Genomic DNA, 26,525 nt, shown 5'->3' with positions numbered 1-26,525 from the left:
ATCGGGTAATGCATCAGCTGCTCAGCAGCACTAACGGCGCACTTGAGGCCGCCTCATCCAGCGCAATGTAATCGCCAATCGCCACCGTTTCGCCGGTCCATAAGTTGCGATAGTGTCGATGGGCGAGTGATTCGGTCAGCACCACTTCGGTTTGCGTCCACTGCGCGTTGTTGAAGCTCAGGCGTGGCAAGATCACCAGCAGCGCGTGATCGCTGTCCTGACGCGCAAAGGCGATGATTTTCTCCTGATGTTCTCCGCTGGCATTCAGCGGCTGATAATCCCCCATGCGGAACAACTGCGGATAATCACGGCGCAGATGCAGTAAACGCGCGATCACTTGCTGTTTAAGCTTGCCGCTCAGCCAGTGCTGCGCATCGTTAAAATCGGGCGGGGTCGATTCTTCCAGCTGCTGTTCCAGCTGCGCAAAGTCCGGCGTACGGCGGTTATCGGGATCGACCAGGCTGAAATCCAGCGCTTCGCTGCCCTGATAGATATCCGGCACGCCTGGCGCGGTCAGTTTAATCACCGTTTGTGTCAGGCTGTTGATCAGCCCGGCCTGAATAAACGGTTGCAAGGCGTGGCTAAAATCACTGAGGAAGAGCTGATTTGCCGGTGACAGCAGATGACGCGCATAATCCAGCACCGCTTTTTCGTACGCTTCGTTGCTCTCTGCCCAGTCGGTGCGCAGCTTGGCTTCGCGTAATGCCTTTTCAACAAAGGGAATAAAGCGTTCTTCAAGTTCGCTGGCATCCTGCGGCTGCAGCGTGGTGGGCCACATGCCGGCTAACGCCTGATATAGCATCCATTCGACTGCCGGTTCAGGGGCGGGTCCATCTTCCAGCGCCACCACCTGCGACTGATTGATCTGCCGCCAGCGTGTAACGTGTTCGGCCCACAGCGCGGGCGCTTCACTCAGCGTGTAGAGTCGCGCACGCGCATCCTCGCCACGCTTGGTGTCGTGTGTTGAGGTCGAGGAGATGCCATCAGGTTGCTGCTGCAGGCGCGTTTGCATCTCGCTGTGAAAATGTGCGAGCGAGAAGGGGTGCGGCAGCGGTTCTGCGCCCACTTCATTGATGGCTAACGCCACGTGGTTGCGGAAGAACAACGTATCTTCCACCGATTTCGCCATCAGCGGTCCGCTCAACTGCTGGAAGCGTACGCGGAATTCGTGCGCATCCCTTACGCTCTCTTCGGAGACCGCGCCCAGCAGAATCGCCTGCAGCAAACTCAACACCGTTGGCGATGCGCTGTTTTTCACGCGTTCCAGCACCTGTTGCAGCAGCTCTTCGCCTTCTAGCGGCATGCCATCTTGCTGGCCGTAAGTGCGATACACCGGGAAGGCGATCAGTATTTCCCGCAATGCGACATGCAGCTCCGCTTCGCCGAGGTTGCGATGTTCTGTACCGGCGATTTGTGTTGCCAGCTTGAGTAAACGCGCAAACTCACCGGCGAAATTGCGATCGACCATCAGTTCGCGCGCCACGCGCAGTCCGCCTTCAACGTCGTTGCGTTGTCCGGTGGTGGCTTCATACGCCAGATGCAGGGTATCGATCTGCGAATCATCGACCAGCGCATGCGACAGCGCGGCAATAAATTCGTAGCCGGTGGTGCCGGAAATCGGCCAGTCGGCAGGAATCTGTTCACCTTCGGCAAGAATTTTCTCCACCGTGATGTAGCAATCCGGGCCGGTTGCCTGGCGCAACTGACGCAAATAGCCTTGCGGATCGGCAAGCCCATCGACGTGATCGACGCGCAGGCCGCTGACCGCGCCAGATCGCACCAGCTCGAGAATCAGCTGGTGGGACTCAGCGAACACCGCTTCATCCTCAACGCGCACGCCGACCAGACCGGTGATCTCAAAAAAGCGGCGATAGGAGAGCTCGCTGCGCGCAGCACGCCAGCTGATTAAGCGCCACGGCTGCTGCTCATGCAGTTCAGCAATCGCCTTCACATCGGTGATTGCCAATACCTCGTCGACACGATCCTGCCAGCTGGCGGGCGTCAGCGGATAAAAGCTGTCGTAATAAGCCAGCGCGGGATGGCCGGATTCCGGATGCGCTTTGATGCTCAATTCACCGTTTTCCAGCACGTTCTCAAAGCTGTCACCAAGAAACGGCAGCGTCAGGCGGCGCGTCCAGTCAATATCGAAATGATTGGCATAGCGGCTGCTCTCGCCATATTCGATCACATCGCGCCACCAGGCGTTCTCCAGCGAGGCCGCCATGTGATTCGGTACGATGTCGAGAATCAGACCCATTTCTGCGTCCTGCAACGCTTCAACCAGGCGATTAAAACCGTCACGACCGCCAATCGCCGGTTCGATCTCATTGGCATCCGTCACATCGTAACCGTGGGTGGATTCGGCGGTGGCGCTGAAAATCGGCGACGCGTACAAATGGCTAATGCCGAGGCGTTGCAGATAGGGCACCAGCGCAGCGGCGCGATCAAAGGTCATGCCATTACGGAACTGAATGCGGTACGTCGCAGTTGGAATACTCATGTTGTTGCTCCCTGGTCCAAACGCACCACGATGGCGTGTTGTGGCAATGCTTCAGTTTCTTGCGGCCAGGCGAAAATCGTTCGGCCCGGCATCGTCGGCAACGGTTGCGTTTGCTTGCCGATGTTCAGTGCTAGTGACAGCTCGCCCTGCGGGAAACGCCAGCTGACGGCCACGAAGCCTTCAGCGGTGGTGAGCACTTTGCCGCAGTTGCCGCCGGCATCGGCCAGTAGCGGCACGATGTATTGCTGACGCAGCGCCAGCAGTTCGCGCGTTAACGCCAGCCAGCGTTGGCCTGCAGGCGTTTGCAGCTTATTCCAGTCGAGTTTCGAGCGAGTAAAGGTTTGCTCAGCATTCGGATCGGGCACCTCTTCGTCATGCCCGGCGTGGCCGGTAAACTCTTTCGCGCGACCCTCACGCACCGCTTTGGCCAAATCGCCGTGGAAATCAGTAAAGAACAGGAATGGATTGGTTTCACCGTACTCTTCGCCCATAAACAGCAGCGGAATGTGCGGCGACAGCAGCAGCGTGGCCAGCAGCACTTTGGTACGATCGCTGCCGGCAAGGCTGATCAAGCGGTCACCCTGCGCGCGGTTCCCCACCTGGTCGTGGTTCTGGATGAAATCAACGAACGCCACCGGCGGCTGGCTGGCGCTCGGCACGCCGCGGCGTTGACCGCTCTGCGGCGACAGTTCGCCCTGATAAGCAAAGCCTTCCGTCAACACACGCGCGACCAACTTTTCCGGCACGTCGGCAAAATCTTCGTAGTAAGCGTGGGTTTCGCCAGTGGCGAAAACATGCACCGCGTTGTGAAAATCATCGTTCCATTCGCCGGTAAACAGTGGCGCGTTGCCCTGTTTATCGCGGGGATGCAGGAAGATGACGTTACGGCAATCTTCGGTGGTGAGATGCACAGGGCGATCGGGAATTTCCTGACGTATGCGCTCGGCGATCTCGATTAACGCGTGTTTGCTGGAGCTGTCTTCAATTTGGTCGATGGCATCGAAGCGCAAACCATCCAGGTTGAACTCCTGCAACCAGTAAAGTGGCGCTTCCACGATGTAGCGACGCACCGCATCGACATCATAAGCAATACCGGCGCCCCACGGCGTCATACGTTCCTGATGGAAAAATTCCGGCGCCAGCAGCGGCAGATAGTTGCCTTCCGGGCCAAAGTGGTTGAGCACGATATCCAGCACCACGGAGATACCGTGGGCATGCGCGGCATCGATAAAGGCTTTGAAATCATCCGGTGAACCGTAAGCCGCATGCGGAGCATAGAGCAGCACGCCGTCGTAGCCCCAACCGCGATTGCCGCCAAACTGCGACACCGGCAGCACCTCCAGCTGCGTGATGCCCAACTCGGCCAGCCACGGCAATTTGTCGATGGCCGCCAGGAAAGTGCCTTCCGGCGTGAAAGTACCGATATGCAGTTCGTACACCACGGTCTCGTGCCACGGCCGACCTTGCCACGCGGTCTGCTGCCAGCGATAGTGTTGCGGATCGATCACCAGAGAAGGGCCGTTAACATCGGCCTTTTGCGCGCGCGCGGCGGGATCGGGCACGACCGTGCCATCGGCCAATACAAAGTTATACTCCGCACCCGGCGCAACGCCGCTGACGTGCAGTTCAAACCAACCGTCACCCCCTTGCAGCATCGCCGAATCATTGTCGGCGAGTCGCAAGCTAACTTGCTGTTGCCCAGGTGCCCAAACACGAAAACGGACGCTGTCATCAGCAAGAATTTCTGCGCCCCAGGATTTTTCAAATGATCTGAATTCCATTCAATTGCCTCGTTTAGCCCACGCAGGGGCAATGGACGACATCAAGCGATTCGCTACTGGCTGAAAACGATAAATAAATTGGGACTAACGTTGGATCGGACTACAAATCATAGTCGATATTTTGGGCTTTTCTGGCGCGAAGCGATGGATTTCAGGCGGGTTTCAGAAATTATCGAATAAGAGGGGGATTTTCACGCTTCGGTTAACGCTTGAGATGGTCGCCATGAATGGCGACCTTACAGAAATGGCGTAGGGTCGCCATTGATGGCGACCACAGATTACACAAGTGGCAAATTAAGCCGGTTTGTGCTTTGACTTACGCTTGCGCAGTTTATCGATCAAGCGATGCGCTTCTGCCTCGCTCGCAACCGCAGGCGATGAACCTTTCAGCGGTTTACGCGCCGTTTCGCTCAGGGTTAATACCGTCAACAAGCCAATGATTCCGGCGCCGATCATGTAATACGCAGGCATCAGATTATTGTGCGTGCTATCCACCAGCCATGCGGTAATCAGTGGCGTGGTGCCACCAAACAGCGAAACTGATAAATTAAAACCAATTGCCAATGCGCTGTAACGAATATCGGTGACAAACAGCGCCGGTAACGTTGCTGGCATGGTGCCGCTGAAGCAGGTATGTAATAAGCCGAGGATTGCCAGACCGGCAAAGACCAGCAGCATATTGCCGGAGCCAATCAGCATATAACTCGGGATCGCGAGCAAAATTAAGCCCAACGCACCTAAACCAATCACCGGGCGACGACCAATGCGGTCAGTCAAATGACCCCACATTAAGGTCAGAGGCATCATGATAAACATAATCACCATCACCAACATCAAGCCGGATAATTCGCTCATCCCCAGCACGCCGGTTAAATAGCTCGGCATATAGGCGGTGAGCATATAATTGGAGACGTTGAACAACAGCACCAAACCAATACATTTCAGCAGCGGTTTACGCTGATCGCGCAGCATCTGCCACACGCTTAAACGCGGCTTGTTGTGCTCCATCTCCTCGCGCTTATCCATGTGATCTTTAAACGCCGGCGTCTCTTCCAGCTTCAAACGGATATACAAGCCGAACAGACCCAACGGGGCAGCGAGGAAGAACGGCACGCGCCAGCCCCAATCCATCATGGTTTGATGCGGTAAGAAGGCAATCATTGCCGTGACCAGGCTGGCACCCAGCAGATAGCCGCCCAGCGTACCGAACTCAAGGAAACTGCCCATAAAGCCGCGGCGCTTATCGGTGGAGTATTCCGCGATAAAGGTGGCTGCGCCGCCATATTCCCCGCCGGTGGAGAAACCCTGCAGCAAGCGCGCGGCAAACAGCAGAATCGGTGCGGCGATACCAATGCTGGCATAGCTTGGAATCAGGCCAATGCAGAAGGTGCCAATCGACATCATGATCATGGTGATCGCCAACACTTTCTGGCGACCAATGCGGTCGCCGAGCGGGCCGAAGACCAACCCGCCAATGGGGCGGACTAAAAACGCAGCGGCGAAGGTACCGAACGAGGCAATCAACTGTGCGGCCGCGCTGGCATCGGCAAAAAATACCTGTCCGATGATGACAGCGAGATAGCTGTATACGCCGAAATCAAACCACTCCATGGCATTACCCAATGCAGCGGCACCAACCGCGCGCTTGAGTAACTTATTGTCGATAACGGTGATGTCATCAACGGTTAAACCACTGGATGTGGCGGGTTTGGTTGTATCCGTTCCTGTGCTCATAAATTCCCCAAGTGAAAAAATGGCGCGATCTTATAGCTTTCGCAGCCGTATTTTCATGAATGGAAAAGAAAGCTATAAGAGGCAGAAGAAGCGCAAACCCTAGTAAAGATTTTAGCGCAGCGCAAGTTTGCGACATAAAACACTGCTGCCTGTGGTCATAAATCCCACGATGCACTGGATTCAACGATCGCACATTCCGTAGCGGCGTGATTTATCGCGCAATACATTGCGCCGCTACGATGTTGCCCTCTTTAAGTGTGTGGCAACAGGGCGAAACTAATTACCCTCTAACACTGTCTCTAACCTATCTGCGAAACCTTTCTCTCTGGAAAAAATCTCATGACCTCCGTTCTGTTAATTGAGGATGATCACCGGCTTGCCCACATGATCGTGCCTTATCTGGCGCAGTACGAATTCAGCGTGGTACACAGCGCCAGTGCGCGGGACGCGCAGTGGAAAATGAAGCAGCGTGAATTTGATGTGGTGCTGCTGGATTTGATGCTGGGTGATGCAGATGGATTAGCGTTGTGCCGCGAGATTCGTCTTCAATGTCACAATGAACCGGCGATTATTATGGTAACCGGCCGCGGCGATCCGGCAGATCGCATCATCGGATTAGAGGTGGGGGCGGATGATTATCTGCCAAAGCCATTCGAGCCGCGTGAACTGCTGGCGCGTATGCGTGCGGTGCTGCGGCGCATCAAACCCGGCGGCATGGCAAAAAACGACAACGTTATACGTTCTGGCCCGTTGGAAATTGATACAGCCGCGCGTACCGTGCTGCTCAATCAGCAAGTGTGTTCATTGACCTCATTACAGTTTGATGTGCTGGTCTCGCTGGCACGACACGCCGGACGGGTGCTAAATCGCGAGCAGATCTGGCAATCGGTGCGCGGCGAAACCTACGACAGTTTTGACCGGGCGATTGATGTACATATTGGCCGTATCCGCCAGCTTATTGAGGACGATCCCCGCGCGCCGAAACGCATCATCACGGTGCGCGGCGTGGGTTATCTCTTCTCGGCGTTACCCACCGCATGAAGCGCCTCGCTGACTTCCCTTTACATCTGCAAATTTTTTTCGCCTTCAGCTGCGCGTTGTTAATTGTGGTGATCTGCACCATCTTGCTGTGGCTGTGGAACAATGACGACAATCGTCATCTCAACGCGTTTGCCACCTTTTCTGAACTGGTGGAGCAGAACTTACCGCCTGTCGATGCATCTCGTAGCGTACAAACGGCCGCGATAGATCGTTGGATGGCGCGCGCCCACACACGCTTTGCCCTGTTTGCCGCCAATGGCGAACGGCTTAGCCGTCCGCTTCATCCGCCACTGGAATTTCCCCAACCTGCAGCCTTTGGTCAACTCGAAGATGACTGGTACGGCATGCGCTTTGTCTGGCAGCTCAAGGATAAGCGTGTGCTGGTCATGCAATTGAGTAGCGATCAACAGAAGCGCCCGTGGCTGTTTATTTTGCTGATGCTGGGATTGGCGGCCAGCGTGGCACTCATTTCCTTCCCGGTGATTCGACGTTTAACCGCGCGGCTCGAGTCGCTGCAGCAGAGCGTGGAATCGCTTGGCAGCGGCAATCTTAGCGCCCGCGTCAGGGTCGGCGGGCGTGATGAGGTGGCGCAACTGGCCGCCAGCTTTAATCGCTCCGCCACGCAGATTGAGCAGTTAGTGCAGTCGCAAAAAACCATGCTGGCCAATGCCTCACACGAACTTCGATCACCGCTAATGCGCATCCAGATGGCGGCGGCATTACTGGCGCCAGACGACTCGCCAACGCGGCGTGAGCTACAACGCAGCGTTGGCGAGCTGGATGCGCTGGTGGAAGAGATCCTGACGTTGAGTCGGCTGGAAATGGCGACCAGCGCCATCAGCGGCGACTTTCACGTCGCTGATATCACGGCGATCGCGGCGGAAGAGTGCGCTGCAGTGCACATTGCGTTACAGGCTGAGCATGTGGTGGCGCAGGTCGACGCGCGGCTTATTCGGCGCTTGTTGCGTAATCTGATTGAGAACGCGCTGCGCTACGCCGGGCCAGAGATTTGTGTGGTGCTGAAGCATGCGGCAGATCGTCACTTTACGCTGGCGGTGCAGGATCGTGGGCCTGGCATTCCGCCGGATGAGATAGATCGTATTTTCCAGCCGTTTTATCGCCTCGCGCACGGCACTCACGGATTGGGCTTAGGATTGGCTTTAGTCCGTTCGATTACTGAACATCATGGTGGCAGCATTGAGGTGCAAAACCGAGCGGGCGGCGGCGCCCGGTTTTGCGTGCGTTTACCGCTGGCTGTTACATAACTTTACCCGAGGTAAAAACAGGCGTTACACAAGGCTGGTGCAATGGAATCATCACTGTGTTCATAAAGGAAGATGTCGATGCGTTCCAACCTGGCTCAACCTCTCGCGCTATTTTTATTGTTATCGCCTGCCACGTTCCCAGTTATCGCTGACGACGCCCAAAATGCATTCTCCGGCTTTATCGGCGGCGGCGTAGGTGTGAAACCGAAGTATTCCGGTGCTAAAGACAGCAAAACTGATGTTGTGCCGGCGCTTAAACTACAATACGGTCCGCTGTTTGTTGGCGGCGTGGATGATTTGGTCGCTTTCGGTTGGGATGTGGCCAAAACCGGTGGCTGGACTTTTTCGCTGGGTGTGGGAACCAACATTTCACCACGCCAGGAATCCGACGATCCCCTTCTTCATGGGCTGGGCGACATTGATGTCACGCCACGCGCCTTCACTTCAGCAATTTATGAAAATGCCTTTTTCAAAGGCGGCATGATTATAACGCAGGATGTGGGCGGCAATAAGCAGGGCTTTAAACTCGCCTCATACGCGCATGTGCAATGGCGTCCGACCGAAAGCCTGCGTTTGTATACCGGCCCGAACCTGAGTTGGGCCGACAGCGATTATATGCAGACGCAATACGGCATTACGGCAAGGCAATCGGCACGCAGCGGTTTGGCGCGCTACGCTGCCGGGGCCGGTTTGGAAAAGGTTGGTTGGGAAGCAGGATTGGAGTATACGCTGACGCCAGCGTGGCTGATCGGTGCACGCATAAATGCGCAGCATCTGGAAAACCACGCCGCCGACAGCCCGATCACCGAAGAAAAAAGCCAGATGAGCGGCGCGCTGTACGCGGCGTGGCGTTTTTAATTCAACCCGGACCTTCGCTGCCCGCCGCCAGCAGCGGCACGATCACATCGCTAATCGGTGTAGGAATGCCGCGCGCCCGACCATAACGCTGCACCACGCCGTTACGAATGTCCCACTCCAGCGGGCGATCGGCCTGGCGATCGGCAAGAATTGAAGTGCCTAAATCGGCGGGTGCGCGGTGAAAACGATCGACAATCTCCTGCGGCACGTCATCGCTCAGCGCGGCACCTTCGGCGCGCGCTACCGTCAGGCATTCCTGCAAATAGGCCAGTGCCAGTGCGGTAATATCGTCGCGCTGAAACATACCCGCGCGACGATTCGCCAGCACCATCAAACCGGCTACTGCGTTTTGCAGCAGCTTGCGCCAGGCGATAGTGAGAAAATCGGCGGAGAGATCGACCGCGCAGCGCGTGTCGCGCAGGGCGTTAACTACCCGTGCGGCGTGCGGCGTATCGGGCAACGTCAGGCGCGGTTTTTCGCGTAGCCACACCGATGCATCCGGTTCACGCTGGGCCGGGAACCACACCACCGAAGGCAGCACGCTGGCTCCGTTCACATAGGGCGCAAGTTGGCTTTTCTGCTCCACGCCATTCTGCAATGCGCACACCACAGTATTCTCATCACACAACGCGGCCAGCCAGGGCGCGGTGTCCTCAACCTGGGTGGTTTTCACCGCCACAAACACCAGATCAAACGGCTTTGCGATCTCGGCAGGATTGGTCAGCACCGGGCCGGGAACAATGATAGTGCCGCTGTCATGGCGCAACGCCAGCTGCGGATGCGCGGTACGACCACAAATGATCGGCGTGCGTCCAACTTCATGCAGGGCTGCGGCGATGGTGGTGCCAATCGCGCCCGGGCCAATTAGAGCGATGGTGGGATTCTCAGACATCTTTAGTAAGCTCCTGATTATCAAGTGGCGCATCTGTTGTGACGGCGCAATTTATTACGTTATGCTCGTCAGTTAAGCGCGAATCGGTCACCATAAATGGCGACCCTACGTTTACAGCGCTGGGTTTTCGTAGGGTGCGCATTCATGCGCACCTGTACAATTAAGCAATTTATTGCGCGATGAATCGCGCCGCTACACAATCTGCGTAAAAGAAATCTCGCGCTCAACTGTATGGCATTCCAGCGCAATGCTGTCCACTTTATTAATCGTGATAAACCTGGCTGCGCCCCCCATCGACCAGAATATCGGTGGCATTGATAAATCGCGCTTCATCGGAGGCGAGAAACAGCGCAGTGTAGGCCACTTCAGCCGGTTCACCGATGCGTTTGCAGGGCAGCAACGCCGCCTGGCGTTCGCGCTCGACTTGTGGGTCCGCGCAGCTTGCCAGCCAGGCTTCTGCGGCGGGCGTCATGATCAATCCCGGTGAAATGCTATTAATGCGAATGCCCTGGCTGGCGTATTCCACGCCCAGCGAGCGCGTCATACCGATCAAACCATGCTTAGCCACCGGATAGGGGAACGCGCCGGGAATGATTTTATGGCCATGCACCGAAGCCACGTTCACGATGTTGCCATACTGGCGCGCCAGCATCCCCGGCAGCACGCTACGGATCAGGTTGTACGGCCCCTTGAGATTCACCTCCATGCAGCGCTGCCACTCGTCATCTTCCAGCGCCAGCGGATCGCGAAACACATTAACACCCGCGCAGTTAATCAGAATATCAATTGGGCCAAGTGCGTCTTGTGCCGCGATGACCGCACGTTGTACCTGATCAGGCTGCGTGACGTCGGCGGCGTAGGCGAGGCAGCGCTGCCCGCTTTGCTGCTGTAATGCCTCTGCCAGTGCGCCAGTGGTTTCACTCGCCAGGTCGAACAGCGCGACCCGCGCACCTTGCTGCGTAAAGAGTTGGGCAATCGCGCGGCCAATGCCGCTGCCTGCGCCGGTGATAATCGCGGTTTTATTGTGCAGTCGTAATGACATGTTCGCTTCCTTATGAAGATGCCGGCAACACCAGCCAGTCGGGGAAGTGCAGCGTACGCTCGCCGCGCTGCACGCTAATCAGCGGCCATTCGTCACTGCGCGTTAGCGCTTCGCATCCCGCCGGGCTGAGCAAATAGGTGTCTTCACTTTTTACGCCGCGCAACGTGGGATTCCACGCCACAGCACTATTGCTGCGTACCTCGCCCGGGGTTTCCGGCGTGACGATCCAGTCCCGGCAGCCGTAACCGGCGGGACCACCCTGATGGTGATCCCGCCACGCCTCCGCCTCGCCGTGTTGCTGATAAGCATGGGTAATTTGCTGGAAAACCGCAGACCAGCGCTGGCCCGGCTGCGTAGCAATCAACATATCGGCATGGATTTGGCACAACCTGTGATGTCGTTGGCGCAGTGTGGGATGCATTTCACCGAGATGCACCAGGCGCGTCAGGCTGACGTGCAATCCATGCCGTTCCGCGCCCAGCGTAATCAGCATCTGCTGGTGCAGTTTTTTCGGCGTAGGCACCGGATGCTTAAAAGCGGCGATGCGCTCGTCGGCGGCCACTAAGGTGCACATTGGACGAATGCCGCGCGCCAGGCAGGCGGCGACGATCTCCGCCTCCACTTGCCATTCGGTTATGCCCGCTTTTAACTGGCGCGCCACACCTTCGACAATCTGTGCGGCTTCACGGCCCAGGACTTTATAGCGCAGCTGTTCATGAGCATTTAAGCCCTGTCGTAGCGCCACCAGCCGTTGCTGAATATCTGCCGTTTCGCCAGGCGGCATATCGCTGCCGAACTGGCCCTGTGGCAACACGCTATTTAGCGATCGAAACCACGGATAGCGTTGCGTTTCGCAGGCAAACGGCAGCGGCTCTTCAGCAAGAATGCGCGGCAGCTCATTTTCTGGCGCGAGCAGCAACACCTTGTCCGCGGTAATAAGCAAGCTGGCCACGCCGGTTTCGGCGCGCTCGACCACATAATAACTGGCACCTTCGGTCAGCCAGGCAACGTTATCGCGCCGCGTGAGTAGCACACCGTCAAGCTGCCAGTCGGCGAGGGCAGCTTGCAGTCGCATTAATTTTTCACTCATAAACCGGCTCCTTCTGTTCGGCAACCTGGGTCTGCAAAAGCAGCTCAGCAGCGCGATGCGCCACCGCCATTACGATGGCGTTGGTGTTGCCGCTAATAATGTTGGGCATCATGGAAGCATCTACCACGCGCAGCCGGTTGACCCCGCGCACGCGCAAATCATCATGCAGCACCGCCAAAGGATCGTCATCGTGACCCATGCGGCAGGTGCCGACCGGGTGGTAGCCGGTTTTCACCATGCGTTTGCAGTGCTCAGCGATAGTCGCATCCGAGGTGATTTCCGCGCCGGGGAAGATCTCATGTTGCACCATGGCGCTAATCGGCGCGGCGGCAATCACCTTGCGCGCAAAACGGAAACCGGCGATGGTGCGAGCGAGGTCGTCAGGATGACCAAAGATTTGCGTATCCACCCGCGGCAAGCTGCTGGCACTGGCGTCGCGCAGCGTTACTTCGCCGGTGGCTTTTGGCCGCAGCAGCAGCGAGTTAACGGTTACGCCGTGGCCGGGATCGGCACCCATCACGTCGCGATCGAGATAAACCGTGGGCACGCAGAACATCTGAATGGTTGGCGTGGCGTTGAAATCGAGCGGATCGAAAAAGGCACAGGTTTCCACACCGGTGGTGGTGACCGGGCCGGTTTTGAACAACATATATTGCAATCCGGCTTTCACCATTGGCCAGCCGCGATCCTGACCGTAATAGCCAAATTCGCCGTTGGTGCTGGCCACCACCGGCACTTCGTAGTGATCCTGCAAGTTCTTACCAACGCCGGGCAAATGCTGGCGCAGCGTGATGCCATGTTGTTTCAGCTGCTGCTGCGGGCCGATGCCGGAGAGCATCAACAATTTCGGCGTTTGATAGGCTCCGGCGGCGAGGATCACCTCCTGGCGCGCACGGGCACGCTGCGGATGTCCGTCCTGGGTATAGCGCACGCCGACGGCGTTCGCGCCCTCGAACAAAATTTCCTCTACCTGTGCGCCGGTGGCAATGGTCAAGCGTTGATCCTCGCGCAGCGGCGTGATAAAGGCATCCACCACGCTGCAGCGCTGGCGCGTTTGTCCGTTAATGGTGTGCTGCATAAAACCGACGCCATAGGGATTGCCGGTATTGAAGTCCGGCGTGTAGGGAATGCCCATGCCTTGCAGGGTTTTGACGTAGGCGCGGCTCAGCGGGCTAAAGTGACCGAGATGCGACACCTTCATCGGCCCGCCCACGCCGTGATGGGGCGCGCCAAGGTGATCGTTATCTTCGATGGCGGTGAAGTGCGGCAGCAGCGCATCCCACGACCAGTCGATGCCCCGATTGCCGAGCGCGCGGTTCCAGTCGGCATAATCCTGGCGATGCCCACGCATATACACCATGGCATTCACCGTTGAGCCGCCGCCCAGCACTTTCGCCTGCGGCACAATCACGCCGCGCCCATTCAGCTGCGGCTGCGGCTCGGTTTGATGCAGAGTGAGAAACTTATCCCTGGCGAGGAATTTCATGTATCCCGCCGGCATTTTTAATACCGGATGATACTCATCGCGTCCGGCTTCCAGTAGCAAGACGCGCGCGTTACCCTGCGTGACTAACCTGGCGGCGACAATACAACCGGCGCTGCCGCCGCCTACCACAATGTAATCAAACTCTTTCATGGTTCTCTCTTTACTCTGAAGCAACGGAATCTAAACGGCGCAGACGCTGCGCCTCGGGATTATGCTGCTCGCCGGGATCGAGTGGGCTGAGCAGGAAACACCAGGAGACGATGGCGCTGATCAAATACAAGGCGGCGTAGCCCCAAATCACGCCCGATGTGCCAAACAGCGCGTTGAAAGCGCCGTACAGCGCCGGGCCGAAAAAGGTGGAAAGTCCGGCGGCGAAACAGTAAATCGCCATCGCATTGCCTTTATCTTTCGGCTGGCACAGGGAAGAGAACAGGGCGGCAGCCGGAACATAGCCGCATAAGGTGATGCCATATAAACAGGCACAGATCACGCTGAGCACAAAGCTGCCGTGGCTCCACTGCGGCACGAAGTACATCAGCAACATGGAGATGCCGGAGCCGAGTCCGCCAAATACCGTCAACACTTTGCGCCACCCGAGGCGATCGCTGAGCTTGCCAACAATCGGGTTAAAACTCATGCCGACTAAACCCATAATGGTGATCAGGCTGAGATATTCGGTTTGCGTAAAGCCGATCTGCTCGGTGAAAAAGCCCGGCAGGAAAATAAAGAAACCAAAGTAGGGCGTGGTGTTGATGATGCGTACTACCGCAGCGGCCGCAATGCGCGGTTCACGCCACAGAATATCAATGCCGCCCATCAGCGTACGTGCCACGCTTTGCTGACGTTGCTGTTCATCCAGCAGCGACTGATATCCGCTGCGCTCCTTCAGCGCGATCACCATCACCAGCATTCCCAGCGCCACCAGCCCCAGCGAAAGCCAGAAGGTGGCGTACTCGCCAATCAATTTTATCGAGAAGATCGCCACGAGCGATCCCAGCGTAGGCAGGCCGCCGGTAAACGCCAGCCAGAACCAACCGGTAGCCGAGCCGCGCATATCAGCAGGTGCCGCCGCCTGAATCCACACTAAAAATGCATACGCAAACATTGGATACGCCACGCCGCGCAGGCCGTAGGTCAACGCCAACAGCAATACGCTGTGGGATGGCAGCGCAATGGCAAGGAACAGCACTTCGAACACAATCCAGATAACGCCGCCCGCCAGCATTACTTTGCGCGGGCCAATCAACGTGGAGAGCGAACCCGCCAGCCACGAGCCGAGCGTGACCGTAACGCCGTAAAAGGCAATCACCGCCGCCGCGATATTGAGGGAGAAGCCATTTTCGTGCAGATAAGGTGCCAGATAGTTGGATTCCACGCCGTCGCCAATCATAAACAGCAGAACGGCTACGTAGCCCCACGCCAGCGCCGGGGGAATGCCGAGGCGAATCAGCCACGGATGTTGAGTCGATGATGTTGTCATTTTAAGGTTCTCTAAGAGGTCGCGATGGTTCGTTGTTATAGGGATGGGGATGAACTTTAGAGCAAGGCAAGTTGCCGGGATGGCGTGATCATCACAAAAGACAGTAAACTCTGTTTAGTAAACGTGTATGGCGTGTTGCGCTGGAGTGAATATGAAGCAGGTTGGTTTGAATAATTACCAGGTGCGAAAACACAATAAGGCGTTGTTTATGGCGCTAATGTGGCGCCATAAACAGCTCAGTAAAGCGCAATTGGCGCTCCTGAGCGGCTTGACCATTCCTGCCACCAGTAAAATTTTGCAGGCGCTGCTGGACGAAAAAAAACTGCAAAAAAGCGCTGTATTGATGAGCGCGCGCGGCCACAGCAACGGCAGCTTTCAACTGCCTGCTGAAGGTGCCTGGACCTTATGTTTATGCATTAAACCGACCAGCATTGAGCTTCAACTGGCTGATGCGCAGCTGGTGGCGCAGGGCGACTATCAGCAGATCACCATCAACGCGGCAACGCCGCAGGATCTGCTGAACGAGATTGAAGCGGTGTGGCGGCAAACCTGCAAACAGTGGCCGAAAAGGCGCATCAATCTGGCACTGGCGGTGCATGGCCAGGTGGATCCGGTGACCGGAGTGTCGCAGCATATGCCGCAAGCGGCGTGGAAAACCCCGCTGCAGCTGAAATTTTTACTTGAGGAGAAGCTTGCGGTTGAGGTGCGCGTTGATAACGACTGCGTGATGCTGGCGCTGGCGGAGAAGTGGCTTAATCGCAATGTTCTCAGCGAATTCTGCGTGATTAACGTGGATTACGGCATCGGTTCATCCTTCGTGATCAACGGTGAGATCTTTCGCGGTAATCTGTATGGCAGCGGACAAATTGGCCATACCCTCATTGAACCACACGGGCAGCGCTGTAGCTGCGGACGCCAGGGATGTCTGGAAACGCTGGCGTCGCTGAGTGCGTTAAAGCAGGCCGCGCATCTGCGCGTGCCGGATGCACCGCAGCCCAGCAGTAAGCAGTTACTGGCGGCGTGGCAAGCGGGTGAACCCTGGATTGTGGCGTGGGCACAGCAAGCGGCCGAGGCGATTGGTGTGAGTTTGTACAATTTTCTCAACACGCTGAATATTAATCAAATTTGGTTATACGGTCGTAGCTGCACGTTTGGTGAAGCGTGGCTAAACACCATCGTGCGCCAGATTGATGTGAATCCCTTCGATCCGCGTGATGCGCTGAAAAGCAAAGGCACCCATGTGCATTTTGGCCAGTTGGATCGTGCCCGTCAGGTATTGGGGATCGGGTATTTGTATGTGGAAGCGGATCCCAGCGCGGCTTAAGAAAGTGGTCGCCATTCATGGTGTAATGCTGCTCACTGAAGCAAAGAATTGCCTGATGATGCAGGTGCGCATGAATGCGCACCCTACGAAAACCCAGCGCTGTAAACGTAGGGGCGCCATTCATGGTGACCTTACAGGCTCTGGATGTCATCACACCTGCGCCATGCCGCCATCAACAAACAGTTCGGCGGCATTGATAAAGCTGGATGCATCAGACGCCAGAAACGCCACAACTTTGCCAATTTCGTCGGGTTCGCCAAGACGACCCAACGGTACCTGCGCTGCCAGCGCATCAAACAATCCCTGACGCTGTTCTTCAGGTACTAAACCGCCTAACCCTGGCGTACGCACCGGGCCGGGACTGACCACATTGACGCGAATACCGCGATCTTTCACGTCCAGCGCCCACGAGCGGGCAAAGTTCCGCACCGCGGCTTTACTGGCGCTATACACGCTAAATCCGGCGGTGCCCTGCACCGAGGTGGTGGAAGAGGTGAGGATCACTGAGGCGTGGTCGCTGAGCAGCGGCAAGGCTTTCTGCACGGTAAACAGCACGCCGCGCACGTTGGTACCAAAGATGCGGTCAAAATGTTCTTCGGTGATGGCGCCGAGCGGCAACATGTCGCCGCCACCGGCGTTGGCGAACAGGATGTCGAGGCGGCCCGCTTGTTGCGCAATTTCTGCGTAAACGTTGTCGAGGTCGGTCAGTACCGAAGCGTCAGCGCGAATGCCCGTTGCGCTGGCACCGATGCGGGTTACTGCCGCATCAAGTTCCACCTGACGACGACCGGTAATAAAGACGCGAGCGCCTTGTGCCGCCAACTCTTGCGCGGATGCCAGACCAATGCCCGATGTGCCGCCCGTTACCAGGGCGATTTTACCGTTGAGTGCGTTCATGTTTGCTTCTCCAGTGTGTGATGAGGTTTCGTTCACTGCGCTGCAGTGGCTGATAAGCAATCTATCTTCACGGCGTTTGCTGATAAATGGTGTAAAATCGAAATGACTATTTCTGTGTGTGGATAATCAAATGCAGCGGAAAACAGCATGGATCAGTTAATGGCGATAAAGGCATTTGCGCGCGTGGTCGAAGCAGGCAACTTTACGCGGGCGGCGGATTCGCTCGACATGCCCAACGCGACGCTGAGCAAACTGGTGCAGGAACTGGAAGCGCATCTCGGTATTCGCTTGCTGCAACGCACCACGCGGCGCGTCACGGTAACGCCAGCAGGGCGCGATTATTACGAAAAAGCGCTGCGCATCGTACGTGATTTGGAAGATATCGATCACTCGTTCAATGCGGAAAGCACCCGACCAGGCGGCTATCTGCGCATTGATATTGGCGGCTCAACGGCGCGTGACGTGCTGATTCCCGCGCTGCCCGATTTCATCCGTCGCTACCCTGACATTCAGCTTGACCTAGGCGTGTCCGATCGAGCGGTTGACCTGATTAGCGGTAACGTCGATTGCGTAATTCGCGGCGGTCCGCTCAGTGATTCCTCACTGGTCGCGCGGCATTTAGGTGATGCAGAGATGATCACCTGCGCCGCGCCGGGCTATTTGAAAACCTATGGCGTGCCGGCCTATCCGCAAGAGTTGAAAAACGGCCATCGGCTGGTGAGTTATCTCTCGCCTCAAAGCGGCCGGGCATTTCCGTTTCGCTTTGCCAACGGTGAGCAGACGCTGGAAATCAAAACCGAGCATCGGATTGGCGTCAATGAAAGTAATGCGCATCTGGCGGCGGCGGTGGCGGGATTGGGCATCATTCAAACCTTCCGCTACGCGGCGGCGGGGGATTTGCAGGCGGGGAGGTTAGTGGAGATTTTGGCGGAATGGCGTCCGGCAAATTATCCGTTTCATGTGGTGTATCCACAAAATCGTCATCTGACGCAGCGCTTGCAGGTGTTTATCGCGTGGTTGCGTGAGGTGTTTCCTGAGCGATTGCTGGCGCTCACATAAGCAATAAATGACACATAAATAAGGGTGCGCATGAATGCGCACCCTACAAAAATCAGCGCTATCAACGTAGGTCGCCATTTATGGCGACCTTCTATCATAGCAGCGGGTTACAGCGTACCGGTACCGCCGTCAGAGCACCAAACCTGACCGGAAGTGAAGCTGTTTTTCACATCCGCGAACGTAACGTAGAGCGGGGCAATTTCCGCCGGTTGTCCCGGACGGCCCAGCGGAGCGGATTCACCAAACTTCTCCACTTTCTCTTGCGGCTGCCCACCGCTCACCTGAAGCGCAGTCCAGTATGGGCCGGGCGCAACCGCATTGACGCGAATCTGCTTTTCACCCAACTGTTTCGCCAGCGCTTTAGTGAATGCCACAATCGACGCTTTGGTTTGCGCATAATCCAGCAGAATGGCGCTTGGCTGGTAAGCCTGCACAGACGAGGTGTTGATGATGGACGATCCGGCTGGCAAATATTTCAACGCCGCTTTGGTAATCCAGAACATTGCATAGACGTTAGTCTTGAAGGTGGCGTCAAAGTCTTCAGTGGATAAAGTGAGGATTGATTCATTGAACTGCTGACGTCCGGCGTTATTCACCAGAATATCCAATCCCCCTAGCTGATCAGCGGCCTGATCGACCAGCTGCTGGCAAAACTCTTCTGAACGAATGTCACCCGGAATCGCCACCGCTTTGCGGCCTTCCGCTTCAATCAGTTTCACTACTTCTGCCGCATCAGCTTCTTCTTCCGGCAGGAAGTTAATCGCCACATCAGCCCCTTCACGAGCATAGGCAATCGCTACGGCGCGGCCAATCCCGGAATCACCGCCGGTGATCAGGGCTTTACGACCGGTCAATCTGCCGGTACCACGATAACTGGTTTCACCATGATCGGGACGTGGATCCATTTTGCTCGCCAAACCCGGCATCGGTTGCGTCTGCTTTTTAAATGGCGGAACCGGATACGTTTCAGTAATTAGGGTTTTATTGGTGGTTTGCGTAGTCATATATATCTCCTTGTCGCATGAGGTGAATAAAATAAGCCTGGCATAAATGTGATATTTGTCACGTTAGAAAGTGAGCAATTAGATTTATTAAGACGAAACGGAAAAGGAGATGTTTAAAAATGTCAGCTGTTACGTGAGGTAATTAACGAATCTTTTTCAAAATGTAAATGCGGGGATGAGATAATTCTTAGGGCGTCCATGCCCTGGCGGATTTCCAAGATACGTGGTGCTATTTACAGCGTAGGTGACTACTTCTTACCGCCTTTCTTTCCTGCTTCTGACGCTTTAGCGGGGTCGTCTTTGAAGCTACCGCCGCTTTTTTCTCCACCTTTTTTACCGGCATCTGACGCTTTCTTTTTATCGTCAGCAAAATTACCGGAACCGCCTCTATGCTCAGCCATAAAACATCCTCTCGTGAGTTGTTGTTGCACGACGGAAATAACTTCTTCGACGCCGTGCCCGTGCTGCAAATTTAAGATTAGCGAGGTTCCAGTTAATCACAAGCGGAGCGCTAATGATTATTTATTGTTCACTGGCGGAATGGGTGTGAAATAAGTTCCGCTGTAAGGAATCGGTAAGAAATCGTGAAAAATCTGCTGCAGCGTATTTTCCGGTTCAATGTCGGTAAACAGTTGCGGGTAAAGCATTTTCGCCATAAATTCGGTGGCGGCAATATGCCACGGGCTAAGATAGAAGTTCATCCAGATCACCGCCGAGTGGCCATTTTTCACGGCCGTTAATTCCCGCAAACCGTTTTGCTGCGCAGTCAGTTGTTTGAAACTGCTGAGCACGGTTCCGTGTGCCACTTCTGGCCCCAATTTGAGTAAGCCCTGCGAGGCGTTATCGCCAAAGCCGGTAGCGAAGTAATACTCCGGCTGGGCAGCAATCACGCTTTCTTCACTGAGGCGACCAAACACGCCGTGCTGAGTTTTACTGGCAATATTGTCACCGCCCGCCGCGTTAAGTAACTCGCCAAGGCTGCCGTTGATCGCCGTCACGCAGCACTCGTTACGTCGCCCAAGATGCAGTTGTAGCAGCACCGAAGGTTTGGCGCCCTGATAGCGGGCTAAGCGTTCACGAATCACCTGCATATGCTGGTCGTAGAACCGATTAAACGCCTGCGCTCGCGCTTGCTGGTTCAAAACCTCCCCAAAAATCTCTACGCTACGGCGCGTATTTTTGAGCAGATGCACGCGCAGATCGATCTTTACCACCGGAATATGCGCTGCTTTCAGCATGGTAACTAATCGCAAGTCGGCATCATCATAGCGTGCCAGACTGGGCAAAATTACCACGTCAGGTTGCAACGCCAGAATCTGTTCAGGGTTGATGGCGTTCGGACCGCCAGAACCGAGCGACGGGATTTTCAGCATCTGAGGAAACTGGCGTGCAAAGCTGTTCCAGGTTTGGCTGTCGTATTTTTTCAGGTCCTGCGGCCACGCCACAATATGCTGAAACGGATCGCCCGGCTCCAGCAGCGCCAGCGTATACAACATGCGGCTTTCGCCCAGCACGATACGTTGCGGATGATCGGGGATTTCAACGCGATTGCCGTCGATATCGGTGACCGTTTTTGCCCACGCCGCGCTGCTCAACATCAGCAAAAAACAGGTCAGTAGCACCCGTAACGGGCTGAGCAGGACAGGCGCACGTGGTGCGCCTGCCGTCAATTTCGCATCAGAATTCAACGCTGGCCTCGAGCATCAGGTTGCGGGTTTCTCCTTCACGCACGCGCAAATTGCCGCCGCTGGAGGTGTAATAGTGTTGGTTGAACAGGTTATTCAGATTGAGTTTCAGTTGTGTTTTCTCACCCAACAGCTGATTGTTCCAGGCGATAAAGCTATCCGCGACCACGTAATCAGGCAGGGTAAAACTGTTTTCTGGATCGCCCGCACGCGTGCCCACATAGCGTGCGCCACCGCCTACGCGGAAGTCGCCCGGCATGCCGGAGATGGCCAGATTATGGCTCAGATAGAGCGCGCCTGAGTGGCGGGGCGCATTCTGCAGACGATGACCATTGTTATCAGCGTTTACGCCATCATCAACGATCTCTGCTTTATCGTAACTGTAGTTGGCACTGAGATCCCAACCCGGCAGCACTTCACCATTTAACTCAAATTCTGCGCCGCTGGAACGGGCTTTATTGATGGCGCGCGTGGTGCCGTTGATGCTCAGCGACATATCGCGCTCGTCGATGCGATATAGCGCCACGCTGGCAAACAGCTTCGGTGAAATCTGCCATTTGCTGCCCACTTCCCATGTGGTGCCCTGTTCCGGTTTACCGACGTTGCCATCATCATCAACATCGGTCGATGGCGTGAAGGATTTACTCACGCTGGTATAGAGCGCCACGTCCGGCGTCACTTTGTAGATCAAACCGGCCTGCGGCAGGAATTTGTTGCCTTCGCTGTCCAGCGTTTGCACCACCGGATCGAAGCCTTTCGAGGCGCGCTGTTCGTAATGCTGATAACGCCCGCCTAACACTGCAATCCAGTTTTCCGTCAGGCTGATGCTATCTTTTGCATAGATTGAACGGCTGTGCGTGCGGTTGAGATTATTGGCATTGGCGCTGTTTTCGGTGCTGCTGTTGGCGATCGGCGACAGAATATCGTACTGCGGATCGGTGAAGTTAAATCCGGTATTGGCTTTGCCTTGATATTGATGCGCGCGATACGTTTGGATCATCTCATAATCGCTGCCCAGCACCAGATCATGCGTCATACCCAACATTTGCTGTGAGCCGATTAAGTCCCACGATACGTATTTGGTTTTATGGTTGAAGCCGCGATTGGCATCGGCACGGCGCGTCACCACGCCGGTGGTGGGATTCACTGCGGTCACGCGCACTTCATTGTTATCATATTGGCGCTGGTTCCAGCCGAGCGTGACACGCGTGCTCCAGTCGTCATTAAATTGCCACTCATAATGCGCGTTGAGGGTTTTATTATGGCCCCACGCATGATTGGCTTTGTCATCCAAACGATCTTTGTAACCAATATCAATCGGCTTACCGTTGATAAATGCAGTACCGCGGTCGTAAGGAATGTCGTACTGATAATCTGCGTAGCTAATCAGGAAACTGGCTTGCTCCCCAAACCACTGCAGCGAGGGCGCAATCAATGTATGTTTCTCACTGCCAAAATTGCGCCAGTAATCCTGATTCTGTTTTTCCGCAATCAGGCGGAAGGCAAAGCCGTTGCCGAGCGGTCCCGTGACATCGACGGTGCCCGCGCCGCCGCCTTCACTTGAGGTTCTGCCGCTGACTTTAGTGTGCCATTCATACTGCGGCTTTTTGCTTACTACATTGATCACGCCACCCGGATTCTGGATGCCATACAGCAGGGATGCAGAACCTTTTAACACTTCCACGCGCTCGGTGGTGGCATCGAAATTCAAACCCTGGCTGCTGCGGACGCCGTCACGATAGATTGAACCATCCGAGTTACTACCAAACCCGCGGCGCACAAAGCCATCTTCGGTGCCTGCCAACGTGTTGCCTTCCGTTACACCGCTGACAAAGCGCATCGCATCGGCGAGGCTTGATGCCTGATAATCTTCAAGCTGCTGCTGCGTTACCACGCTAACTGATTGCGCCTGATTGATGCGCGGTGTAGAGGTTTTACTGCCAACCGAACTATTCGTGACGTTGTAACCTTGCGCGCTATCTTCCTGCGCTGAGACAGTGAGGGTGTTGCTTTCCTCAGCTGCAAAACTGCTGGTGGAACCCCAGATGCTCACGCCGTAAATCGCAGCAAGGATGGCTGGATGGCGCTGAGATTTAAAAGCGAACAGTTTGTTGTTATTCATGGGACATTAACCTGGTGCAATGCAATTGAGAATCATTCAATCATGTTGTAATGTAGTAGTAAATGGAAATAATTACACAATCACTACAATGATATTTATTATAAATCATGCATTTATTTGCATGTCAGTTGAATAATGTGAAGAATTTACTACAAATAACCCCTAAACCCATCCCGTCATCCTCACTATTAATTGAGCAATCAGCAGATGAGTCGAAATAGCATTAAAAGTCGTGTGGATGTATTGGGGGAACGCTATCGGTCACGTGCGCCGACATTATCATCCCGTCTGCAAGCGGTGGCGCGTTACATACACGACAACCGCGAGGTGATTTTGGATGCCACGGCGCTGGAAATAGCCGATGCCACTAACACATCGGACGCCACCGTGGTTCGCGCGGTGCAGGCTCTCGGTTTTGCCGGTTTACGTGATTTAAAAACCACGCTGAACGCCTGGTTTGGTCCGGCGATGAACTCCGAAGAGAAGATGAGCGCCACCGTCAACGAACTGTCGTGCGATATCAATTCGGGCATCGATTTTGTGCTGAGTGGGCATAAACGTGCCTGCGATGCGTTATCCGAAACGCACAATCGCGAAGCTGTCGCTAAAGCGGTGTCGCACCTGATTGACGCCCGCCAGGTGGCGCTGTTTGGCATTAATGCATCGGGGATTCTGGCAGAATACAGCGCGCGGTTATTCACGCGCATTGGCATTCCGGCGGTGACGCTCAACCGCTCAGGCATTGCGCTGGCGGAACAGCTGATCACGCTGCAACGTGGGGATGTGCTGATTATGATGGCGCAGAAATCGGCGCATCGTGAAGGCATCACCGCACTGAAAGAGGCGAAACGTCTCGGCATGCCGGTGATATTGCTCACCAACGCCATGGATTCAGCTTTCGCTAAAGAGGCGGATGTGATTATCAACGTGCCGCGCGGCGGCGAGAAGGGGCGTATGCCGCTGCACGGTACGGTGTTGGTGTGTCTGGAGATGCTGATTTTGTCGGTGGCTTCGGCGACCTCATCGCGCACGGTGAAAACCATGAAGCGTATTCAGGATCTCAATCGATCGCTGAAGCCATCGGGTAAGAAGTAACGCTATTTGGCGCTGCTGTTAACCGCGGCGCGTTTGCCGAAACCCTTGCTGGTCACCAGCCAAACCGCACAGACAATCAGCAGCGAACCGCCGATAAAGCCCTGATTAATCTGCTCGTCCAGCACTAACCAGCCCCATAAAATTCCGAATGGCGGAATCATAAAGGTGACAGTCAGCGTGCGCAGCGGGCCGATATCGGCCAGCAGGCGGAAGTACAGAATGTAGGCGAGTGCGGTACAGATAAACCCAATTGCCAGAATCGAGGCCCATACTGCCGGGATCTGCCAACTGGCGACCGGCGTTTGCGGCGCGCTGAAGGCAAAAAAGGGCAGCAAAAAGAGAGTTGCGCCGAGCTGGCTGCCAAATGCGACTTTAGTGGCGTCCAAGCCACCGCGAGTACTAATCCAGCGTTTCGCTAGAAAACCGGCAAAGCCGTAACAGGTTGTTGCCACCAGGCAGGCCAAAATCCCCATCACCAAGGTTGTGCTTAAATGCGCTTCGCCGGTGGTGCTAATCACGATGATGCCGCTAAATCCAGCGATCATGCCGAGCACTTTGTTAACGGTCAGCTTATCGTCAAAAAAGGCCGCGCCGATTATCACGCCCATTAAGGGTGCAGTGGCGTTGAGAATAGCGGAATAGCCCGCAGGCAACACACGCGCCGCAAGGCAATACATCAGGAACGGAATGGCGGAGTTGATCACGCCTAACAACATCGCCCAGCTTAACTTGCCATCAAAGCGGCGAGGAATGCGCATTATCGCCATGATAAGCAATAAGCCCAACATGCCGCACAACACGCGTAAAAATGCCGTGTTCACCGCGCCCAGCGCCGGCACGGCAATGCGCATAAACAGAAAACTGGCACCCCAAATCGCGGCTAAAAGCAGCAGTCGCAACAGATCCGATGTTCGCATAAGTTTCACAATGGTTAAGAAAAATTCGCGCTTATGTTAGCAAATAACCTGCGACGTAGGGGCGCCATTCACTGCGTAATGCTTGTCAGTTAAGAGATGAAAACCCCAACTACCTGGCGCACACCTTGTAGCGGCGCAATTTATTGCGCGATAAATCGCGCCACTACGGAATGTGCGGTAATTAATACGGGGCTTAACTGATCGGCATTACGCCATTCATTGCGACCGTCTCACCCTTCACGCAATCAGGTTTTAAATTCCCCAATGTGGCGATCGTCATGTAGTATTTAGGTATCGATCGTTTCCTAAATATCTGGAGAGCAAAAATGTCAGCATCAGTTTTGAAGCATGCGCCGGGCTGGACGCAGCCCTTTAGCGAATTAGACGGATTTTCCCATCATTACGCCACGGTGGATGGCGTACGTTTGCATTATGTCAGTGGCGGTAACGTAAACGGGGAAACCTTGCTGCTGCTGGCGGGATTCCCACAAAGCTGGTTTGCCTGGCGACAGGTAATGGCGCGCCTGGGCGATCGCTATTTTATTATCGCGCCAGACTTACCCGGCCAGGGCGACTCAGATAAACCGCTCAGCGGCTACGACACCACCTCGCTGGCGCAAAAAGTGCAGGGTTTGATGCAGCAACTGGACCTCGATAGCTATTATCTCGCGGCGCACGACGTCGGTGCGTGGGTTGCCTGGCCGTATGCCACGCTGTTTAGCCACCAGGTAAAAAAGCTGGCGTTACTGGATGCTGGCATTCCCGGCGTCACCTTGCCGGAGTCGCTGCCGGCTACGCCGGATAAAGCGTGGAAAACCTGGCACTTCGCGTTCCATCTCTTGCCCGATTTACCGGAGGCGTTGATTGAAGGGCGCGAAGCGATCTATCTCGAATGGTTCCTGAAACGGAAAGCGGCCAGCCCGATGGTGTTCGGCGATGAAGATATGGCGGAATACACCCGTTTGTTACAGCAGAAGGGCGCGATACGCGCAGGCATGGCTGCATATCGTGACGTGGCGGTATCCGCAGGGCAAAACCGTGAGTTACTTCATCAACGCGGCAAACTCGCCTTGCCTTTATTAGCGATCAGCGCCGATCAAGGTTCGATTCCCGATATGGCGATGCCGTTGCGTGCATACGCGGCGGATGTCACGGGAATTAAAATCGCGCACTGCGGTCACTTCATCCCAGATGAGCAACCGCAGGCGCTAGCAGATGCGTTACGCGAGTTTTTTAGTTAAGCCAGGAAGCGG

At 55.5% G+C, this 26,525-nt stretch carries 21 protein-coding genes; 7 read left to right on the top strand and 14 right to left on the bottom strand.

Annotated features, from left to right (window positions below):
• Positions 1-13 precede the first annotated feature (13 nt).
• The 3 genes from treY to proP all read right to left on the bottom strand — a co-directional run bounded on the left by treY (position 14) and on the right by proP (position 6,015).
• On the bottom strand, positions 14-2,500 hold the full coding sequence (treY, locus tag ACRQ84_RS21390; protein WP_483818024.1) for a malto-oligosyltrehalose synthase: 2,487 nt from the start codon (positions 2,498-2,500) through the stop codon (positions 14-16).
• On the bottom strand, positions 2,497-4,281 hold the full coding sequence (treZ, locus tag ACRQ84_RS21385) for a malto-oligosyltrehalose trehalohydrolase (RefSeq protein ID WP_483818023.1): 1,785 nt from the start codon (positions 4,279-4,281) through the stop codon (positions 2,497-2,499). The genes treY and treZ overlap by 4 nt, the downstream gene beginning before the upstream one ends.
• A gap of 294 nt (positions 4,282-4,575) precedes the next feature.
• Complete coding sequence (proP, locus tag ACRQ84_RS21380) at positions 4,576-6,015, bottom strand: glycine betaine/L-proline transporter ProP (RefSeq protein ID WP_064740199.1); 1,440 nt, start codon at positions 6,013-6,015, stop codon at positions 4,576-4,578.
• 339 nt (positions 6,016-6,354) lie between these two features.
• Between proP and ACRQ84_RS21375 the strand changes: the two genes are divergently transcribed.
• The 3 genes from ACRQ84_RS21375 to ACRQ84_RS21365 all read left to right on the top strand — a co-directional run bounded on the left by ACRQ84_RS21375 (position 6,355) and on the right by ACRQ84_RS21365 (position 9,179).
• Positions 6,355-7,056, top strand: coding sequence for a response regulator (locus ACRQ84_RS21375; RefSeq protein WP_483818022.1), 702 nt, complete (start codon positions 6,355-6,357; stop codon positions 7,054-7,056).
• Complete coding sequence (locus ACRQ84_RS21370) at positions 7,053-8,321, top strand: sensor histidine kinase (protein WP_483818021.1); 1,269 nt, start codon at positions 7,053-7,055, stop codon at positions 8,319-8,321. The genes ACRQ84_RS21375 and ACRQ84_RS21370 overlap by 4 nt, the downstream gene beginning before the upstream one ends.
• 78 nt (positions 8,322-8,399) lie before the next feature.
• On the top strand, positions 8,400-9,179 hold the full coding sequence (locus ACRQ84_RS21365) for a MipA/OmpV family protein (protein WP_483818020.1): 780 nt from the start codon (positions 8,400-8,402) through the stop codon (positions 9,177-9,179).
• Position 9,180: 1 nt separating this feature from the next.
• Here ACRQ84_RS21365 and ACRQ84_RS21360 read toward each other — a convergent pair whose 3' ends face one another.
• The 5 genes from ACRQ84_RS21360 to ACRQ84_RS21340 form a co-directional block, all read right to left on the bottom strand.
• Positions 9,181-10,071, bottom strand: coding sequence for an oxidoreductase (locus ACRQ84_RS21360; protein ID WP_483818019.1), 891 nt, complete (start codon positions 10,069-10,071; stop codon positions 9,181-9,183).
• A gap of 262 nt (positions 10,072-10,333) precedes the next feature.
• The gene (locus tag ACRQ84_RS21355; protein ID WP_483818018.1) at positions 10,334-11,113 is read right to left on the bottom strand and encodes an SDR family oxidoreductase; all 780 of its coding nucleotides are present in this window, start codon (positions 11,111-11,113) and stop codon (positions 10,334-10,336) included.
• A gap of 10 nt (positions 11,114-11,123) precedes the next feature.
• Positions 11,124-12,203 (bottom strand): M24 family metallopeptidase, encoded by a 1,080-nt coding sequence (locus tag ACRQ84_RS21350; protein ID WP_483818017.1) that lies wholly within the window; start codon positions 12,201-12,203, stop codon positions 11,124-11,126.
• Positions 12,196-13,839 carry a GMC family oxidoreductase gene (locus ACRQ84_RS21345; protein ID WP_483818016.1) on the bottom strand — a complete coding sequence of 548 codons (1,644 nt, stop codon included), beginning with the start codon at positions 13,837-13,839 and terminating at the stop codon, positions 12,196-12,198. The genes ACRQ84_RS21350 and ACRQ84_RS21345 overlap by 8 nt, the downstream gene beginning before the upstream one ends.
• A gap of 10 nt (positions 13,840-13,849) precedes the next feature.
• Entirely contained in the window at positions 13,850-15,169 is a 1,320-nt protein-coding gene (locus ACRQ84_RS21340) for an MFS transporter (RefSeq protein ID WP_483818015.1), read from the bottom strand.
• Between the two features lie 151 nt (positions 15,170-15,320).
• Here ACRQ84_RS21340 and ACRQ84_RS21335 point away from each other — a divergent pair, with 151 nt between their 5' ends.
• Complete coding sequence (locus ACRQ84_RS21335) at positions 15,321-16,493, top strand: ROK family protein (RefSeq protein ID WP_483818014.1); 1,173 nt, start codon at positions 15,321-15,323, stop codon at positions 16,491-16,493.
• A gap of 150 nt (positions 16,494-16,643) precedes the next feature.
• Here ACRQ84_RS21335 and ACRQ84_RS21330 read toward each other — a convergent pair whose 3' ends face one another.
• Positions 16,644-17,390, bottom strand: coding sequence for an SDR family NAD(P)-dependent oxidoreductase (locus ACRQ84_RS21330; RefSeq protein WP_483818013.1), 747 nt, complete (start codon positions 17,388-17,390; stop codon positions 16,644-16,646).
• Positions 17,391-17,537: 147 nt separating this feature from the next.
• Between ACRQ84_RS21330 and ACRQ84_RS21325 the strand changes: the two genes are divergently transcribed.
• Entirely contained in the window at positions 17,538-18,449 is a 912-nt protein-coding gene (locus tag ACRQ84_RS21325) for a LysR family transcriptional regulator (protein WP_483818012.1), read from the top strand.
• 107 nt (positions 18,450-18,556) lie between these two features.
• Here the strand turns inward: ACRQ84_RS21325 and ACRQ84_RS21320 are convergent, their stop codons facing one another.
• The 4 genes from ACRQ84_RS21320 to ACRQ84_RS21305 form a co-directional block, all read right to left on the bottom strand.
• A complete protein-coding gene (locus ACRQ84_RS21320; protein WP_483818011.1) occupies positions 18,557-19,453 on the bottom strand; it encodes an SDR family oxidoreductase in 897 nt (298 codons plus the stop codon).
• A gap of 248 nt (positions 19,454-19,701) precedes the next feature.
• Positions 19,702-19,854: a KGG domain-containing protein gene (locus ACRQ84_RS21315; protein WP_008110189.1), complete on the bottom strand. Its 153-nt coding sequence runs from the start codon at positions 19,852-19,854 to the stop codon at positions 19,702-19,704.
• A 117-nt stretch (positions 19,855-19,971) separates the two neighbouring features.
• Positions 19,972-21,141 carry an ABC transporter substrate-binding protein gene (locus tag ACRQ84_RS21310; protein WP_483818010.1) on the bottom strand — a complete coding sequence of 390 codons (1,170 nt, stop codon included), beginning with the start codon at positions 21,139-21,141 and terminating at the stop codon, positions 19,972-19,974.
• Entirely contained in the window at positions 21,131-23,260 is a 2,130-nt protein-coding gene (locus ACRQ84_RS21305; RefSeq protein ID WP_483818009.1) for a TonB-dependent siderophore receptor, read from the bottom strand. The genes ACRQ84_RS21310 and ACRQ84_RS21305 overlap by 11 nt, the downstream gene beginning before the upstream one ends.
• A 207-nt stretch (positions 23,261-23,467) precedes the next feature.
• Between ACRQ84_RS21305 and ACRQ84_RS21300 the strand changes: the two genes are divergently transcribed.
• The gene (locus ACRQ84_RS21300) at positions 23,468-24,355 is read left to right on the top strand and encodes a MurR/RpiR family transcriptional regulator (protein WP_483818008.1); all 888 of its coding nucleotides are present in this window, start codon (positions 23,468-23,470) and stop codon (positions 24,353-24,355) included.
• 2 nt (positions 24,356-24,357) lie between these two features.
• Here ACRQ84_RS21300 and ACRQ84_RS21295 read toward each other — a convergent pair whose 3' ends face one another.
• Positions 24,358-25,272: a DMT family transporter gene (locus ACRQ84_RS21295; protein WP_483818007.1), complete on the bottom strand. Its 915-nt coding sequence runs from the start codon at positions 25,270-25,272 to the stop codon at positions 24,358-24,360.
• A 326-nt stretch (positions 25,273-25,598) separates the two neighbouring features.
• On the opposite strand from ACRQ84_RS21295, the gene ACRQ84_RS21290 reads away from it, so the two are divergent.
• Complete coding sequence (locus ACRQ84_RS21290; RefSeq protein ID WP_483818006.1) at positions 25,599-26,513, top strand: alpha/beta fold hydrolase; 915 nt, start codon at positions 25,599-25,601, stop codon at positions 26,511-26,513.
• Positions 26,514-26,525: the final 12 nt, after the last annotated feature.

This window comes from Pantoea sp. E2023-21 (assembly GCF_051302795.1).
Taxonomy (GTDB): Bacteria; Pseudomonadota; Gammaproteobacteria; order Enterobacterales; family Enterobacteriaceae; genus Pantoea; species Pantoea ludwigii_A.
This window is presented reverse-complemented; position numbering and strand designations above follow the sequence as displayed.

Bases quoted from the DNA above. Each gene is read 5' to 3' on its own strand.
- treY (WP_483818024.1), bottom strand. From the start codon at position 2,500: ATGAGTATTCCAACTGCGACGTACCGCATTCAGTTCCGTAATGGCATG.
- ACRQ84_RS21290 (WP_483818006.1), top strand. From the start codon at position 25,599: ATGTCAGCATCAGTTTTGAAGCATGCGCCGGGCTGGACGCAGCCCTTT.
- ACRQ84_RS21295 (WP_483818007.1), bottom strand. From the start codon at position 25,272: ATGCGAACATCGGATCTGTTGCGACTGCTGCTTTTAGCCGCGATTTGG.
- ACRQ84_RS21365 (WP_483818020.1), top strand. From the start codon at position 8,400: ATGCGTTCCAACCTGGCTCAACCTCTCGCGCTATTTTTATTGTTATCG.
- proP (WP_064740199.1), bottom strand. From the start codon at position 6,015: ATGAGCACAGGAACGGATACAACCAAACCCGCCACATCCAGTGGTTTA.
- ACRQ84_RS21315 (WP_008110189.1), bottom strand. From the start codon at position 19,854: ATGGCTGAGCATAGAGGCGGTTCCGGTAATTTTGCTGACGATAAAAAG.
- treZ (WP_483818023.1), bottom strand. From the start codon at position 4,281: ATGGAATTCAGATCATTTGAAAAATCCTGGGGCGCAGAAATTCTTGCT.
- ACRQ84_RS21325 (WP_483818012.1), top strand. From the start codon at position 17,538: ATGGATCAGTTAATGGCGATAAAGGCATTTGCGCGCGTGGTCGAAGCA.
- ACRQ84_RS21375 (WP_483818022.1), top strand. From the start codon at position 6,355: ATGACCTCCGTTCTGTTAATTGAGGATGATCACCGGCTTGCCCACATG.
- ACRQ84_RS21370 (WP_483818021.1), top strand. From the start codon at position 7,053: ATGAAGCGCCTCGCTGACTTCCCTTTACATCTGCAAATTTTTTTCGCC.
- ACRQ84_RS21320 (WP_483818011.1), bottom strand. From the start codon at position 19,453: ATGACTACGCAAACCACCAATAAAACCCTAATTACTGAAACGTATCCG.
- ACRQ84_RS21340 (WP_483818015.1), bottom strand. From the start codon at position 15,169: ATGACAACATCATCGACTCAACATCCGTGGCTGATTCGCCTCGGCATT.
- ACRQ84_RS21330 (WP_483818013.1), bottom strand. From the start codon at position 17,390: ATGAACGCACTCAACGGTAAAATCGCCCTGGTAACGGGCGGCACATCG.
- ACRQ84_RS21355 (WP_483818018.1), bottom strand. From the start codon at position 11,113: ATGTCATTACGACTGCACAATAAAACCGCGATTATCACCGGCGCAGGC.
- ACRQ84_RS21350 (WP_483818017.1), bottom strand. From the start codon at position 12,203: ATGAGTGAAAAATTAATGCGACTGCAAGCTGCCCTCGCCGACTGGCAG.
- ACRQ84_RS21300 (WP_483818008.1), top strand. From the start codon at position 23,468: ATGAGTCGAAATAGCATTAAAAGTCGTGTGGATGTATTGGGGGAACGC.
- ACRQ84_RS21305 (WP_483818009.1), bottom strand. From the start codon at position 23,260: ATGAATAACAACAAACTGTTCGCTTTTAAATCTCAGCGCCATCCAGCC.
- ACRQ84_RS21345 (WP_483818016.1), bottom strand. From the start codon at position 13,839: ATGAAAGAGTTTGATTACATTGTGGTAGGCGGCGGCAGCGCCGGTTGT.
- ACRQ84_RS21335 (WP_483818014.1), top strand. From the start codon at position 15,321: ATGAAGCAGGTTGGTTTGAATAATTACCAGGTGCGAAAACACAATAAG.
- ACRQ84_RS21360 (WP_483818019.1), bottom strand. From the start codon at position 10,071: ATGTCTGAGAATCCCACCATCGCTCTAATTGGCCCGGGCGCGATTGGC.